Here is a 15,154-nt window from a genome sequence, read left to right on the forward strand (position 1 = left end):
AGTTTATAAAAAACTAGGCTGTCACTCCTAATGGTATGACAACCTAGTTTCAACAATTTACATTTTATAGGAGCGCATTATTTTGCTTTTGCTGCGTACTCTTCGTTACGTTTGATCATTTGTTTTCTGTACCATGCAAAGATACCGATATAGAATACAAGGAAGGCTACAGCACCAAGGATTGCTTTGATATCACCAGTTGTAGTGTTACCAATTGTCCAACCAAGAAGTTTTTCGATTGGTCCTTCAAGAGTTGAGTGAGTGATCAATTGAGTTTGGCTCACACCTTCTGGGAAGGCACCTACACCTTTAGCAAGTTCTGTTGCAAATGGCGCGATAAGTGTACCTGAAAGAAGGAAGAGTGGCAACAAGAGTGTTCCGAAGATAATCATACGGAGCAATTTACCACGTGTTACAACCAAGAGAGCTGGAGTAACACCCATAGCGATGATACCTGCAAGTGGCAAGATACCATTTCCGACGTTTGAAAGAAGCACAGCTTCAATCAACATAATTGGTGCAAGTACGTTTGCACAAGCCCAGATTTCAGCACGACCAGCGATGAATGGCCAGTCTAGACCGATGTTAAACTTACGTCCTTCCAAACGTTTAGTAGCAACGTTTGTAATACCTTGTGAAAGTGGTTCTACGGCAGCAATGAACCATGAACCGATAAGTGAGAAGAGTTCCAAAGCTACACCGGCTGTCAAACCAAGAGACAACCAACCTTTAATAACAAGTTCCCATGAAGATGCATCTTCTACTCCAGCAACTGGATGTGGAGTTCCCATCAAACCAATAACGATACCAAGAATGAAACCGATGAAGAATTTAGATCCCCAGAAACCGATTTTCTTGTTCAATTTTGCAGCGTCAAAGTCATATTTATCAAGACCTGGCAAAACTTTATCAAAAATCTTATCCAAGACCATGATAACTGGGTTCATCATGTAGTTCATGTGAGTTGAAGTCATTGGTGATGAACTTGGTGCGTTAAGAAGGTCGTCGAATGTTGGTTTCATCAAATCAGAGTTGATGATCTTCAAAATACCTACAAGTACAACTGCTGCTGTCGCGATGAAGAGTGAAACCCCTTGGCTTACACCATTGTTGTCTGCATACCATTTGATTAAAAGACCAGTGATTGACAAGTGCCAGATATCGAAGATATCGACATCAAGTGTGTCTGTTTTCTTCATTGCAAGCATCACAACGTTGACAATCAACATTACAAGCAAGAAGTAAAGTGTCCAAGCAGATCCCCAAGTGATGGTAGCAAGTGGTGCCCAACCAACGTCGGTGATGTTCAATTGAATACCAGTGTTTTCAACGAATTTCGCAAGTGATGCTGAGAAAGCACCATTTAACATACCGATGATAGCACCGATACCAGTAAGGGCGATGGCGAGCTTGATACCACCTTCAAGCGCTTTGGAGAATTTCACTCCAAAAAGTAGGGCCAACACTGTCAAAATGATCAGCATGATGATAGGGCCACCCATAGCCAAGATAGGTTTAAAGATATCGTTGGCCAGATTGATAATGACATCCATAATAGTTCCTCCCTTTTTATAGTTATATGAATGTTAACAAATTAAAATTAGCTTAATCCGTGTTCTTTGATAGCTGCTTCAATATTGTCAAATACTGGAGCACTCATTGCTGGGATACGGAATAAGATTGGTCCAGCTTCGATAACTGGAATACCTGGGTCAAAACCAAGATCTGTCGCAGCAATTGGTGTGAAGATGTCATAACCTTTGATAAGGTCTTCATTAACGTCTTTGACCATTACCGCATCACAGTGAACATCGAAACCGCGGTTTGAAAGTTCTTCTTCAAGAGCACTTTTAATTTGGTGGCTTGAGTTAACACCTGCACCGCAGGCAGCAAGAATTTTAATCATATGGATTTCCTCCGATTTAATATTTATAATAGACAAGATTAAGCAATTGCTTCAGCAATATAAGCATAGATGGCTTCTGGTTCAGAAATTTTTGATAGGTCTTCAAGATGACCATTTCCAGTAAAGAAGTCCATCAACTGAGCAAGAATGTTCGTTTGGCTTGAACTTGAGTTATTAATGATAAAGAAGAGTAAGGATACTTCTACTTCCTTATCTGGCGCAATCATATTGTGGAAAGTCACTGGTTTTTCTAATCGAACGACCACAACTTTTTCGGCAAGATTATGAACAATATCTGTGTGAGGAATAGCCACATTCGGCAAATCCTTACCCAAAAATTCCATATCTAAGCCAGTTGGAAATGACTTTTCACGAGTGATCAGGGCTTCACGATAAGTTGGAGTTACAATTTCTCGTTCTTCCAATAAAGTTGCAACCTGATCAAAGAGATGTTCTTGATTATCCGCTTCTAAGCAAAACACAAGGTTTTTGTCAAAGAAATGATCTAATCCCATAAGGTTTTCCCTTCTTTCCATTAACTTTATGCTATAAGTATAACACTATATGAAATCGTTGTCAATATTTTTTGTTGTTTTTTGTCCTTTTTTTGATTATTTTGTTTATTTTTTATCTTTATAATTAAAACAAACATTTAAAACAAACATTTAAATCGGTTTTTAATGACTTAAACAAAAAAACAGGATACCAATCCTGCTTTAATAATTATTTTTGAATTGTCCAACTCTCTTCAATCATGGGAAGTAGATTTTTTAATGTTTCTGGAGTCCCTTCTAAAGCAACATATCTGAACTTACCATCACTAGATTTAAAAATCCATGTAATGATGTATTTTCCAGACTTAGAAATTGCGTTAACTACATAGGCTTCATAACCTCCAATAGTTGACTTAGAACCCCAAACTTTAGTGAATTCTGGATTACTTTCTTTTGAAGTAAAAATACTATCAGAAATACGAACTGTTTCAAGTTTTTGAAATTCATTATCAGGAATACCAAATTGTTCTGCTTTAAAAGTATTCAAGGTGACAATATTGACATCCGTACCGTCTGAATATTGAATATCATTGCCTCCCTGTACTTCATTGAACTTAATCCAAGACTTTGGTACTTTAACGAACCCATACTCATCAGAACCAATAACCTGTGTTTCTTCAGTCTTCTTATCAGAACTTGTAGTCGTCGGGGTAGACCCTTCCTGGCTACTTGAAGAACTAGTAATCACATTCGTGCTAGATTCTGTTTGACTCTTATTTGAACATGCCACTAACGTGACACTTGTAAGCAAAATAGATGCTAAAAGTAAAATTTTTTTCATAATAACCTCCATATGTTACTCTACCATAAATGGAGTCAATTTACAATTTTTAATAAAAACAAATAAAATATAAGAATTTTTTCCAATTTTAGTTCAAACATTGGATTTGATAATATAGAATATACTCTTGATTATGAAAACTGACTAAGTCGTATCGAATATCTATCTATCCAATTATTGAATTCTATAATAACATTGAATCACTTTCCGAATATCCTTTTTCAACAAATATTTTAATATTCATTGTATTTGCTTGACTCAATCGTATATTCTTACTAAAAGTTAATAAATATAGATATATCGTCGTAAAAAACATAACAATTAAATTACCATATACATAAATATAAATAAGTAAAGAACTGGCAATAACCACATTTATAATTAGGAGAAGCCAATTTTTTAATTTAAAATTACTAAACTTTTCAACTACATGGTAATGACGAGAATTTTCTAATATAAAAATTTTATTAATCATCAGTTTTTGCTTATAAGAATAGCCCAAGCGAAATAATACTGATAATATAACAGGTAATGCAGAAAAGATAAAATACGTAAAGCTATGAGATAAAACAAGATTAAATTTATTAAAGCCAATAAATTCTATTAAAAGAATGAAAAAATCACTATCATTATCGGTAGCATGAAAAATCTACCTAATTTTATATTTTTTGTTATATCTTCTCGCTTATCCTCAGATTGCTTTTTTATCTTATAAAATAAATCAAAATCAATCTTATAAATTTTATAAAAATAACCAAAACAAGTCGTAGATTCACAATCCAGTAACCCGTAACCATTATTTATTTCAATTAATAAATATCGAGTAAACCATATAACTTTTCAGTTTTAATTTGTTTTTCTTCTAATACTTTCATCATAAGTTAAAGGAATCGCCCCTTCTTTACTAACAATCATAGATCCAAGCGGTAAAATAGAATCATTATTCTAATTCATTTTCTGCCCCAGTTCTTTATCAATTTTATTTAAAATTTTCCTAGTCATAATAACTTTTAGTATTCCATATAACCTCCGTATTTTACTCTACCATAAATGGAGTTAAGTTACAATTTTTAACTAAAAATATAAAACTCTTGAATGTATTTCAAGAGTTTTATATAGAATCATTATTCTTCATCCATACTCAAGACGCTGAGGAAGGCTTCTTGCGGAACTTCTACTGATCCGATGGCTTTCATACGTTTCTTACCAGCTTTTTGTTTTTCAAGGAGTTTACGTTTACGAGAAACGTCACCACCATAACATTTAGCAAGTACGTTCTTACGAAGGGCCTTGATATCAGTACGAGCGACAATCTTGTGTCCAATAGCTGCTTGGATTGGTACTTCAAATTGTTGACGAGGGATGATTTTCTTAAGTTTATCAACGATGAGTTTTCCACGTTCGTAGGCAAAATCCTTGTGAACGATAAAGCTAAGGGCATCCACCTTGTCTCCATTGAGAAGGATATCCATTTTGACCAGCTTAGATGGGCGATATTCTGACAATTCGTAGTCAAAGCTTGCATAACCACGTGTCGAAGACTTAAGTTTATCAAAGAAGTCAAAGACAATTTCAGCAAGCGGAATTTGATAGATAACATTAACCCGATTATCATCAATATAGTCCATAGTCACAAAGTCCCCACGCTTGCGCTGAGCTAGCTCCATCACTGCTCCGACAAACTCCTGTGGTACCATGATTTGCGCCTTGACATAAGGCTCTTCAATGGTCGCAATCTTAGTTGGGTCTGGGAACTCAGATGGGTTAGACACATCCATAGACTCACCGTCGGTCAAATTAACTTTGTAAATAACAGACGGAGCTGTCATGATGAGGTCAATATTGAACTCACGCTCTAAACGTTCCTGGATAACATCCATATGGAGAAGTCCAAGGAAACCACAACGGAAACCAAATCCAAGTGCCTGAGATGTTTCTGGTTCAAATTGGAGACTAGCATCATTCAGTTGCAATTTTTCAAGGGCTTCACGTAGGTCATTATACTTGTTTGACTCAATTGGGTAGAGACCTGCAAAAACCATAGGATTCATCTGCTTGTAACCATGTAATGGCTCTGCCGCAGGATTGGTTGCCAAGGTAACGGTATCACCTACACGAGTGTCCTGAACCGTCTTGATAGACGCCGCAATATAACCAACGTCACCAGTCGCAAGAAAATCACGACCAACTGCTTTCGGCGTGAAAATACCAACTTCGGTCACATCAAAGGTCTTGCCATTGCTCATGAGCTGAATCTTATCGCCAGGTTTGACCACCCCATCCATGACACGAACTTGGAGGATAACCCCACGGTAAGCATCGTAAACAGAGTCGAAAATCAAGGCCTTAAGTGGCGCCGTCACATCACCTGTTGGTGCTGGTACTTTTTCTACGATTTGCTCGAGGATTTCTTCAATACCGATTCCAGCCTTAGCAGAAGCCAAAACTGCTTCGCTGGCATCCAATCCAATGACATCTTCAATCTCTGTACGCACGCGCTCAGGATCTGCAGCTGGTAGGTCAATTTTGTTAATGACTGGCATGATTTCCAAATCATTGTCCAAGGCCAGATAAACGTTAGCAAGGGTTTGAGCCTCAATACCTTGAGCAGCATCAACCACCAAAATAGCACCCTCACAGGCAGCTAGCGAACGTGAAACTTCATAGGTAAAGTCAACGTGCCCTGGCGTGTCAATCAAGTGAAAAATGTAAGTTTCCCCATCTTTTGCAGTGTAATTCAACTCGATGGCATTGAGTTTAATAGTAATCCCACGTTCTCGCTCTAGATCCATACTGTCCAAAAGTTGAGCTTGCATTTCACGACTGGATACTGTCTCTGTCTTTTCCAAAATGCGGTCTGCTAGAGTTGATTTCCCGTGGTCAATATGGGCGATAATAGAGAAGTTACGGATCTTCTCCTGTCGTTTTTTCAATTCTTCTAAGTTCATGATTCTCTTCCTTTCAGGGTATCTATTTATTATAAATTGTTTTTGACATTTTGACAAGACCATACCCTGCTAGGAGTACTAATCTTCAGCAACAAAGCCGTCATTTTCGATAAAGTGGTGTTCTGTCATTCCTTGGTCTGTAAAGACAATCCCATGAAGGACACCACCATAAACAGCTCCTCCGTCCATCCCAATCTTGCCATCTTCTGTAGTCCAAAGATCAGCTGTACCACGCTCTTGCTTTAACAAACCATATACCGGTGTATGGCCAAAGACAATGATTTTTCCAGTATGATTTTCTGCTTCGTGGAATGGTTTTCTAAGCCAAACTTTTTTATAATCTGTAGTTTCATGCCAGTCATCCAAGGTCAAATCAATACCTGCGTGAACAAAGATATACTTGTCTGTCTCTACCACAAACGGCATTTGACGAATGAATTCGACCAAGTCTGCCGCTTCAGTGGTAACCCGCTTGGCATCTTCTACTCCATCAACTGGTGCATCCAAGGGACGACCTAGGATAGAGTTAATGGTTGTATCTCCACCATTGCGACGATAATGGTCATAACTTTCTTCTGGGTCATCGAGCCAAGTCAGAAACATATACTCGTGGTTTCCTGACAAACAGATTGCCCCTTGATTATCGACCAAGTCCTTAACCATCTCTAGGACACGGCGACTATCTTCACCACGGTCAATCAAATCCCCTAGAAAGAGCAACTGAGTCTGACCATCCCATGTTTTGAGAAGGTCTTCTAGCATCCCAGCTTTTCCGTGAACATCTCCAATTACATAATAGTCTGTCATCTTATTTCTCCCTGTTTCTCAACAATTCTCTGGCTTGCGTCAGGGCTGCTTCCGTCACATCATCACCTGCCAACATCTTGGCAACTTCCTCAACTCGCTCTTCGACCGTCAAGAGACGAACGGTAGAAACTGTTGAATGGTCATTGCTAATCTTCTCAATAAAGAATTGATAATCCGCAATCGCAATCACTTGTGGCAAATGGGAAATAGCTAGAACCTGCCCATGTTGGCCAATCTTGTGAATCTTCTGCGCAATAGCTTGGGCAACACGTCCTGAAACTCCCGTATCCACCTCATCAAAGACAATGCTAGTCTTGCCTTCTTTACGTGAAAAGGCAGACTTAATAGCTAGCATGAGACGAGATAATTCTCCGCCAGAAGCAACCTTGACCAAGGGTTTAAAGTCTTCTCCAGGATTAGTTGAAATGTAAAACTCAACTGTTTCATTGCCCTCACGACTGAATTTGCCCTTGCTAAAACGAACCTGAAACTGGGCTTTTTCCATATAGAGGTCTTGCAGTTCTTGTTTAATCTCTGCTTCTAGCTGCTGAGCCAAGTCATGACGAGCAGAGGCAAGCTGACCTGCCAAATCGACAAGATTAACTTCCAATTTCTTGAGCTCTGCTTCCATATCCTCAGACGAAAGGTTATTGCCTGTCAATAGATTGTATTCATCCGTAATCTTTGCAAAGTAAAGCAAGACATCGTCTACAGTCCCACCATACTTACGCGTGATAGTATGAAGGAGGTCCAAACGATTCTCAACCTGCATAAGACGATTGCCGTCAAAATCAAGGTCCTCAATGATAGCTTCCAGACGTTTGCTAATGTCTTCTAAGACATAGTAGGTCTCAGATAGTGAGCTTGAAATTTCACGATATTCAGGGTCATACTCTTCGACACTTTCCATGTCATTCATGGCTGAACGGACATTAGCAAGACTGGAGAATTCCTCATTATCCAACATACTGTAGGCATTGGTTAGCGTATCCGCAATATTCTTATGATTGAGGAGTTTATCTCGTTCATGGTTGAGAGCCAAGTCTTCTCCAGCCTGCAAGTTTGCTGCCTCAATCTCTGCCATTTGAAATTCCAACATTTCGATACGTGCCTTGTGTTCCTGTTGGTTTTTCTTGACTTCCAGAACCTGCTTACGCATTTTTCGATAGGCATCAAAACTCGTTTGATAGGTTTCTTTTAAGTCCCAAAAGGCTGTATTACCGAATTCATCCAACATCTGGATATGCAGTTGAGGGCGCATTAACTCTTCTTGGTCATGCTGACCATGTATATCAACAAGATGTTGCCCAATAGCACGCAATACAGACAGATTGACCATCTGGCCATTGACACGACTGATACTCCGACCATTTTGCAAGATTTCCCGACGGATGATAATTTCATCACCCATTTCCAAACCTTGCTCATCAAAAATTTCCTGTAAAAGACGACTATTCTCAACTGAGAAAAGCCCCTCAATCTCTGCCTTTGGCGCACCATGACGAATAACATCTGTCGTCGCACGAGCTCCCAACATCATATTCATGGCATCAATGATAATCGACTTCCCTGCACCCGTTTCACCAGTCAAGACAGTCATCCCCTTTTCAAAATTGAGGGAAATAGCCTCAATAATGGCAAAGTTTTTTATCGAAATTTCAAGTAACATATAGACCTACCAATTTTTTACTTGTTCAAAGATTTCCTCAGCTAGACTTTCACTTCTTGCAATGACTAAAATCGAGCTATCATCAGCTAAACAGCTAAAAATCTTATCCGCAAAAGTCTCGATTAACTGAGCTTTTACAAAAGCCGTATTTCCTGGAATAACTTGGAGATTGATCATCTTATCCATCAATTCAGCCGATTCGATATTGTCTTCAGCCAGTTGCAAACTTTTTACGATTGATTTTGGCAATTCATAGACATAGGTATTGTCTCTCAAAGGAATTTTGACAATACCTAGCTCTTTGATATCTCGGGATACCGTTGCTTGAGTGGCAGTGATTCCTGCCTCTTTCAAATGTTCTACAATTTCTTCTTGCGTACCGATTTGATAATCTGTCACAAATCGTCTAATTTTTTCAAGTCTCTCTTTTTTATTCATTTTAAAATTGACTATGCGCCCTCTCTACTACTTCTTCAATCTCAGCAAGAACCTGATTGCTTGCTGACTCTTCTTTTTTCAAATACGCTAAAAACTCAATATTTCCATGTCCACCTTGGATGGGAGAAAAGTCCAAACCAAGGACTGAAAATCCTTCCTCTACTGCCATGGTTGTGACAGATTCAAGAACATTCTGATGCACCTTGGCATCGCGAATAATTCCATTTTTCCCAATCTGCTCACGCCCTGCCTCAAACTGGGGCTTAACCAGAGCCACAACCTGACCTTGATTTGCCAAGACTCGGTGCAAGGCCGGCAAAATCAGACTGAGGGAAATGAAACTCACATCAATACTGGCAAAGCTAGGTTCCTGCTCGAAATCAGTCTTTTCAGCATAGCGGAAATTAAACTGCTCCATGCTGACAACTCTCGGGTCCTGGCGTAGTTTCCAAGCCAACTGATTGGTACCAACATCGACTGCAAAGACCAACTCAGCACCATTCTGTAGCATAACATCGGTAAAACCTCCAGTAGAAGCCCCGATATCAATCGTTGTTGTCCCTTCCACCGACAAATCAAAGACCTGCAAGGCCTTTTCCAATTTCAAGCCACCACGGCTGACATACTTGAGTTTTTCACCTTTGAGTTTCAGCTCAGTGTCATCGGGAATTTTCTCTCCTGGCTTGTCAAACCGTTCTCCATTAAGGACTGCTACGACTAGGCCAGCCATCACACCGCGCTTGGCTTGCTCTCGCGTTTCAAACAAGCCCTGTTTATAAGCTAGTACATCCACTCTTTCCTTAGCCATTGATTCTCAAACTTTCTACTACACTTACAATCGATTCTGTTTCAAAGGGAACCTGCTGGGCAATTTCTTCTAATTTGGCATTAGCTTGATCCAAGGTTTGGTTACAAAAGGCAATGGCCTCTTCCAAGCCCAACAAGGCAGGATAGGTTGATTTTTCAGCCTGCAAATCCTTTTGTGGTGTCTTGCCGATCTCCTCAAAACTAGCTGTTACATCCAGTACATCGTCCCTGACCTGAAAAGCAAGCCCAATCAATTCACCAACAGTTTTCAACTTTGCCTGCATCTCAGGTGCCAATTCGGCTATAATAGCAGCTGCTTGGAAGGGATAAGCTAGTAACTTCCCAGTTTTATTGGCATGAATGGTTTGAAGCTCTTCCAAAGACAAATGCTGGTGTTCGCCTTCCATGTCCAAAACCTGCCCTGCTACCATACCTAGACTTCCTGAAGCAAGGGATAAGTTGGCAATCAAGTCTACCTTAATCTGACTTGGCAAATCTGCCTGCGCTATCAAGGCATAAGGATCCAGGAATAAAGCATCTCCTGCCAAAATTGCCATAGCTTCACCAAATTTCTTATGATTGGTCAAACGCCCCCGACGATAATCATCATCATCCATGGCAGGAAGATCATCGTGAATCAAGCTCCCTGTATGAATCATTTCCAAGGCCGCAGCTACCTGCGCGTGAGCAGGTTTGATGGCAACTTGTAAGGCTTCCAAAACTTCTAACAAGAGAAAAGGCCGGATACGCTTGCCACCAGCATGAATAGAATAGAGAACAGACTCTCGCAAACTAGAAGCAACCTGCTGGTCTCCATAAAAGTCTTCCAAAGCCGACTCAACAAGAGCTAATTTTTCTTGCTTTTTCATTCAAAATCACTTTCTGTTCCGTCTTCTTGCATAACCTTGACCAAGGTCTTTTCAGCCTTGTCCAGCGTCGCTTGGAGCTCTTTTGACAAGACCATGCCCTTTTGAAAGGCAGCAATCGCATCTTCCAGAGCAATTTCACCATTTTCCAAACTTTGGACAATGGTCTCCAGTTCTGCTAGATTTTCCTCAAATTTCTTTTGTTTTGACATCTTTAACCTCTAATTCTACTTGACCATCTCGCATCAAAAGCGTCACTTGGTCTTTTTTCTTCAAACTCTCAACCGAATCAACTACGGACTCTTCTTTTTTGACAATAGCATAACCACGCGCCACAATTCGACTGGTATCCAACATGAGCAAGGCTTCTGAAAGTCTCTTGACCTCAGCAACCTTGGCATCATAAACCAACGCCATTTGGCTACGTAAGAGCTTATCCAACTGACCAAGACGGTCTTGATAACGTTGAATTTTGACAACAGGCGATAATTGGACTAGTTTATGCGTCCTTGCTTGGACGACTTGTTTATTATCAGAAATCCGTGTTCGCAAACTTTGTTTTAAGCGCAATTGCAGTTGGTCCAAGCGTTGCAGATAGCTATCATACAAGCGCTCTGGCTGTCTAAAGATAACTGACTGACTGCATTTTTTCAAAGCTTCTTGTTTCCTCGATAGGACATTTCGGACTGCTGTTGCCATCCGTTTTTCCTGATTTTGCAAATGAGCTAATAGATCCAACTTGGTCACAGGTGTTGCCAGTTCAGCAGCAGCTGTTGGCGTTGCAGCTCGTCGATCTGCCACAAAATCTGCCAAGGTCACATCAGTTTCATGCCCCACACTAGAGATAACTGGCAAACGAGATTCAAAAATAGCTCGTACCACAATTTCTTCGTTAAAGGCCCAGAGATCCTCAATGGAACCTCCACCACGACCAATAATCAGCAAGTCCAAATCGTCCCGTTGATTAGCACGCGCAATATTTCGAGCAATTTCCTCCGCAGCCCCTTCACCTTGCACCTTGGTCGGATAGAGAAGAATGTCCACACCTGGAAATCGCCTGCTGACAGTCGTGATAATATCTCGAATAACGGCTCCACTGCGACTGGTTACTACACCAATTCTCTTAGAAAATTGGGGCAGAGGTTGCTTGAAGCGTTCTTGAAACAGGCCTTCTTCTGTCAATTTTTTCTTGAGTTGTTCAAACTGAATCGCAAGCGCTCCAACCCCATCAGGCTCTGCTTTTTCAATGATAATGGAGTAGCTTCCACTTGGTTCGTAGACCTGTACACGCCCAATCACATTGATCTTCATCCCTTCTTCCAGGTCGAAGCCTAATTTCTGATAAATCCCAGACCAGATGGTCGCTTGAATAACTGCATGGTCATCCTTTAGGGAGAAATATTGGTGAGTAGGTCGTTTACGAAAATTGGAAACTTGACCAGTTAAATAGACCCGTTCCAAGTAAGGGTCTTTATCGAATTTCATTTTCAGATACTTGGTCAAAGTTGTTACCGATAAATACTTTTCCATCTCCACCTACTATTCATTTTCTTGCTCTTTCATGGGTATTATTATACCAAAAATATGCCTAAAAATCTCCATTTATGTACCATTATGAGGGAAAAATAAAAAAGGAGGCAAAGCCTCCACATCTGATTATTTGCTGTTTCGAGCTTCTTCCAAAATCTTTTCAATCTTGGTTGTCAACAGGTCAATAGCCACGGTATTGCTGACCCCTTCAGGAATGACGATATCAGCATAACGCTTGGTTGGTTCGATAAACTGATGATACATAGGTTTAACCACACCTAAGTACTGGTCAATGACGCTATCAAGGCTACGGCCACGCTCTTCCATATCACGCTTGATCCGACGAATAATGCGAACATCATCATCTGTATCCACAAAAATCTTAATATCCATCAAATCGCGCAGGCGCTTATCCTCCAAGACCAAAATCCCCTCAACGATAAAGACATCTTGAGGTTCTTGACGATAGGTCTTGCTACTTCGTGTATGCTCTGTATAGTCGTAAGTCGGAATGTCCACCGGACGCCCTGCCAACAATTCCTTAATCTGCTCGATCATCAAGTCTGTATCAAAGGCAAAAGGATGGTCGTAGTTGGTTTTGACACGCTCTTCAAAGGTCAAATGAGACTGATCCTTGTAGTATGAATCATGCTCAATCATGGAAATCTTTTCATCAGGAAAATGCGATAAAATGGCTCTTGAAACACTGGTCTTACCACCACCAGAACCACCTGTCACTCCGATAATGATTGGTCTATTTTGCATGCTATCCTCCGTTTTTTTATCCGTCGTCTATTCTATCACATTTTTTGCAAAATTTATAGTCTGGTTTGGATAATCTAGGGGAAACAACACTCCCTACACCTCAGTTAGACTAGCTAAAAACCTTCCTTGGCTTGTAGAGATTGTCCCGTTTTTCTAGAATGGCTAGCAATTTATCTCCTTCAAAAGCAGCCAATTCCTTATCCGACTGTTCTAACTCGATAAAACGACCAAAGCGTACTTCTGTAGCCTGTTCTGGACTTAGGAAAACTTTGACAAGGTCGCCTGTCCCAATCTCTAGAGGATGAAGAAAGTCCAATTGACCAGCCTCCACTTTTTCAGCAATTTCTTCCAAGGTAAGAGCATCTTCTAGCTGTAAACCAGCTGCACTAGTCCGAGTCAGATGTGACATATGAGCCGCATAACCAAGCTTGTCTCCCAAATCAACCGATAAGGTACGAATATAGGTTCCCTTGCTACATTTCACACGAAAAGTAAAGCGTGCAAGATGACCCACATAAGAAATCGGACTTGTTCGCTCAAATTGATAAATGGTCACCTGACGTTCTGGGCGCTCCACTTCCTGACCAGCACGCGCATACTCATAGAGTTTGCGACCATTGACCTTAACAGCCGAATACATAGGCGGAATCTGAGTAATAGGCCCAGTCAGATTGGCTATCGCTTCATCGACAAGATTTTCATCCAAGGGCAATAAAACAGGTGTCTCTGCGACCACTTCCCCACTGGCATCCTCAGTCGTCGTGGAATAGCCCAGAGTGATTTCCCCCTCATAGACCTTGCCCTCATCCTGCATAAACTCGACCATTCGTGTCGCCTTGCCAACCGCAATCGGCAAAACACCCACCACATCCGGATCTAAGGTCCCACCATGACCAATCTTCTTGGTTCCCAAAATCTTACGCAGTTTAAAAACTGCATCATGCGAGGTCATTCCCGCTTCTTTTTTTAAGTTGATAATACCGTTCATATTTGCTTTCTAATTCCCTTTTCACTTTACATCAACATATTCTATCTTAGACAGATTTTAAAACTATATCAGTTCTTTTTTCTAAATATTTCCTAGCTTCCTGCACATAAAAGAGTTCTGGATTTTCATGGGCAATGCTTTCAAACAAACTACGGGCACGAGCTTCATCTCCTTTTAATTGGGCATTGAGAGCGCCGTAATAAGAAAACACGATTCGAGCTAGCTTACTTTCTGGTTCAGTAATGTCGAAGTAGTCGTTCGCTTCTTTATTGAACACAATATCTTTTATGGCTTGGGCTTGAGCAACAAGTGTAGCTTTGCCTCCTTTAAAATCTGGTGCCTTGGACAATTGTTCCTCAAAGAAAGCAATATCTTGCGCATCTTGAAGATGAATGGAAACTGTTAATAGTTCAAAGCTTGATATTAAAAGCGCAGGGGTTCTGAATCTCTTCCAATTTTTTTTCAAATCATATTTGGACATATTTTCCTTGGCAACTTGAAAATCTCCTTTTAGATAAGCCACTCGACCTTGGATAATTTGGTAATTCTCACGATATGTTGCTCTAAAGGGCTTAATAGATTTTTCTGATTGAACTCTTAACATGTCTTCATATAGCTTAAGATCAATAGAATCGTGTAACACTAGAACAATAACTTTGCTTAGGACAAAACGTAGATATAAGATCCAGATGACTACAAGTAGCATCAGTAAAGCGAGTATTAACCCCCACCGTTTTGTTTCAGGTTGACGTTCTAAAAAAATTGCTAATGCTCCTATAATCATTGATATAATATAACTTAACTGACTAATAGTCTCAATTTGTAGAAGAGTGTTTTCTGTCGCCCTACTTACTATTTTTTTTACTAATTTCATATATTACTCTCATTTCACTGATTCTAAATATTTTTTCGCTTCCTGTACACAAAAGAGTTCTGGATTTTCATGGGCGATACTTTCAAACAAACTTCGGGCACGAGCTTCATCTCCTTTTAATTGGGCATTGAGAGCGCCGTAATAAGAAAACACGATTCGAGCTAGCTTACTTTCTGGTTCAGTAATGTCGAAGTAGTCGTTCGCTTCTTTATTGAACACAA

General features: G+C 40.1%; 15 protein-coding genes and 1 pseudogene. All 16 read right to left on the bottom strand.

Translation table 11 applies throughout. The features are described from left to right. Positions 1 to 77: 77 nt before the first annotated feature. On the bottom strand, positions 78 to 1,553 hold the full coding sequence (locus LG372_RS01880; protein ID WP_125458360.1) for a PTS galactitol transporter subunit IIC: 1,476 nt from the start codon (positions 1,551 to 1,553) through the stop codon (positions 78 to 80). Between the two features lie 47 nt (positions 1,554 to 1,600). Continuing rightward, positions 1,601 to 1,906: a PTS sugar transporter subunit IIB gene (locus LG372_RS01885; RefSeq protein WP_000590547.1), complete on the bottom strand. Its 306-nt coding sequence runs from the start codon at positions 1,904 to 1,906 to the stop codon at positions 1,601 to 1,603. Between the two features lie 38 nt (positions 1,907 to 1,944). After that, positions 1,945 to 2,421 (bottom strand): PTS sugar transporter subunit IIA, encoded by a 477-nt coding sequence (locus LG372_RS01890; RefSeq protein ID WP_004260657.1) that lies wholly within the window; start codon positions 2,419 to 2,421, stop codon positions 1,945 to 1,947. Between the two features lie 208 nt (positions 2,422 to 2,629). Further along, entirely contained in the window at positions 2,630 to 3,241 is a 612-nt protein-coding gene (locus LG372_RS01895; protein ID WP_042751082.1) for a hypothetical protein, read from the bottom strand. A 1,124-nt stretch (positions 3,242 to 4,365) separates the two neighbouring features. After that, complete coding sequence (gene lepA, locus LG372_RS01900) at positions 4,366 to 6,189, bottom strand: translation elongation factor 4 (protein WP_001047207.1); 1,824 nt, start codon at positions 6,187 to 6,189, stop codon at positions 4,366 to 4,368. 78 nt (positions 6,190 to 6,267) lie between these two features. Then, the gene (locus LG372_RS01905) at positions 6,268 to 6,996 is read right to left on the bottom strand and encodes a metallophosphoesterase family protein (protein ID WP_125410241.1); all 729 of its coding nucleotides are present in this window, start codon (positions 6,994 to 6,996) and stop codon (positions 6,268 to 6,270) included. 1 nt (position 6,997) lies between these two features. After that, positions 6,998 to 8,665 carry a DNA repair protein RecN gene (recN, locus tag LG372_RS01910; protein ID WP_225741986.1) on the bottom strand — a complete coding sequence of 556 codons (1,668 nt, stop codon included), beginning with the start codon at positions 8,663 to 8,665 and terminating at the stop codon, positions 6,998 to 7,000. 6 nt (positions 8,666 to 8,671) lie between these two features. Beyond that, on the bottom strand, positions 8,672 to 9,103 hold the full coding sequence (locus LG372_RS01915) for an arginine repressor (RefSeq protein WP_020900686.1): 432 nt from the start codon (positions 9,101 to 9,103) through the stop codon (positions 8,672 to 8,674). Between the two features lies 1 nt (position 9,104). Next, positions 9,105 to 9,911, bottom strand: coding sequence for a TlyA family RNA methyltransferase (locus tag LG372_RS01920; protein WP_225741987.1), 807 nt, complete (start codon positions 9,909 to 9,911; stop codon positions 9,105 to 9,107). Next, positions 9,904 to 10,779: a polyprenyl synthetase family protein gene (locus LG372_RS01925; RefSeq protein WP_225741988.1), complete on the bottom strand. Its 876-nt coding sequence runs from the start codon at positions 10,777 to 10,779 to the stop codon at positions 9,904 to 9,906. The genes LG372_RS01920 and LG372_RS01925 overlap by 8 nt, the downstream gene beginning before the upstream one ends. Further along, positions 10,776 to 10,988 (bottom strand): exodeoxyribonuclease VII small subunit, encoded by a 213-nt coding sequence (locus LG372_RS01930; RefSeq protein ID WP_000043226.1) that lies wholly within the window; start codon positions 10,986 to 10,988, stop codon positions 10,776 to 10,778. The genes LG372_RS01925 and LG372_RS01930 overlap by 4 nt, the downstream gene beginning before the upstream one ends. Further along, positions 10,966 to 12,306, bottom strand: coding sequence for an exodeoxyribonuclease VII large subunit (xseA, locus tag LG372_RS01935; RefSeq protein WP_225741989.1), 1,341 nt, complete (start codon positions 12,304 to 12,306; stop codon positions 10,966 to 10,968). The genes LG372_RS01930 and xseA overlap by 23 nt, the downstream gene beginning before the upstream one ends. 126 nt (positions 12,307 to 12,432) lie before the next feature. Then, positions 12,433 to 13,071: a uridine kinase gene (udk, locus tag LG372_RS01940; RefSeq protein WP_001181377.1), complete on the bottom strand. Its 639-nt coding sequence runs from the start codon at positions 13,069 to 13,071 to the stop codon at positions 12,433 to 12,435. A gap of 109 nt (positions 13,072 to 13,180) precedes the next feature. Then, positions 13,181 to 14,059, bottom strand: a complete 879-nt coding sequence (gene truB / locus LG372_RS01945; protein ID WP_225741990.1) for a tRNA pseudouridine(55) synthase TruB — start codon at positions 14,057 to 14,059, stop codon at positions 13,181 to 13,183. A gap of 46 nt (positions 14,060 to 14,105) precedes the next feature. Continuing rightward, positions 14,106 to 14,933: a hypothetical protein gene (locus tag LG372_RS01950; protein ID WP_225741991.1), complete on the bottom strand. Its 828-nt coding sequence runs from the start codon at positions 14,931 to 14,933 to the stop codon at positions 14,106 to 14,108. 9 nt (positions 14,934 to 14,942) lie between these two features. Beyond that, positions 14,943 to 15,154 (bottom strand): annotated as a pseudogene (locus LG372_RS01955) (hypothetical protein); the annotation flags it as partial.

Source organism: Streptococcus sp. Marseille-Q5112 (assembly GCF_916700555.1).
Lineage (GTDB): Bacteria > Bacillota > Bacilli > Lactobacillales > Streptococcaceae > Streptococcus > Streptococcus symci.

Bases quoted from the DNA above. Each gene is read 5' to 3' on its own strand.
- LG372_RS01880 (WP_125458360.1), bottom strand. From the start codon at position 1,553: ATGGATGTCATTATCAATCTGGCCAACGATATCTTTAAACCTATCTTG.
- LG372_RS01885 (WP_000590547.1), bottom strand. From the start codon at position 1,906: ATGATTAAAATTCTTGCTGCCTGCGGTGCAGGTGTTAACTCAAGCCAC.
- LG372_RS01890 (WP_004260657.1), bottom strand. From the start codon at position 2,421: ATGGGATTAGATCATTTCTTTGACAAAAACCTTGTGTTTTGCTTAGAA.
- LG372_RS01895 (WP_042751082.1), bottom strand. From the start codon at position 3,241: ATGAAAAAAATTTTACTTTTAGCATCTATTTTGCTTACAAGTGTCACG.
- lepA (WP_001047207.1), bottom strand. From the start codon at position 6,189: ATGAACTTAGAAGAATTGAAAAAACGACAGGAGAAGATCCGTAACTTC.
- LG372_RS01905 (WP_125410241.1), bottom strand. From the start codon at position 6,996: ATGACAGACTATTATGTAATTGGAGATGTTCACGGAAAAGCTGGGATG.
- recN (WP_225741986.1), bottom strand. From the start codon at position 8,665: ATGTTACTTGAAATTTCGATAAAAAACTTTGCCATTATTGAGGCTATT.
- LG372_RS01915 (WP_020900686.1), bottom strand. From the start codon at position 9,103: ATGAATAAAAAAGAGAGACTTGAAAAAATTAGACGATTTGTGACAGAT.
- LG372_RS01920 (WP_225741987.1), bottom strand. From the start codon at position 9,911: ATGGCTAAGGAAAGAGTGGATGTACTAGCTTATAAACAGGGCTTGTTT.
- LG372_RS01925 (WP_225741988.1), bottom strand. From the start codon at position 10,779: ATGAAAAAGCAAGAAAAATTAGCTCTTGTTGAGTCGGCTTTGGAAGAC.
- LG372_RS01930 (WP_000043226.1), bottom strand. From the start codon at position 10,988: ATGTCAAAACAAAAGAAATTTGAGGAAAATCTAGCAGAACTGGAGACC.
- xseA (WP_225741989.1), bottom strand. From the start codon at position 12,306: ATGGAAAAGTATTTATCGGTAACAACTTTGACCAAGTATCTGAAAATG.
- udk (WP_001181377.1), bottom strand. From the start codon at position 13,071: ATGCAAAATAGACCAATCATTATCGGAGTGACAGGTGGTTCTGGTGGT.
- truB (WP_225741990.1), bottom strand. From the start codon at position 14,059: ATGAACGGTATTATCAACTTAAAAAAAGAAGCGGGAATGACCTCGCAT.
- LG372_RS01950 (WP_225741991.1), bottom strand. From the start codon at position 14,933: ATGAAATTAGTAAAAAAAATAGTAAGTAGGGCGACAGAAAACACTCTT.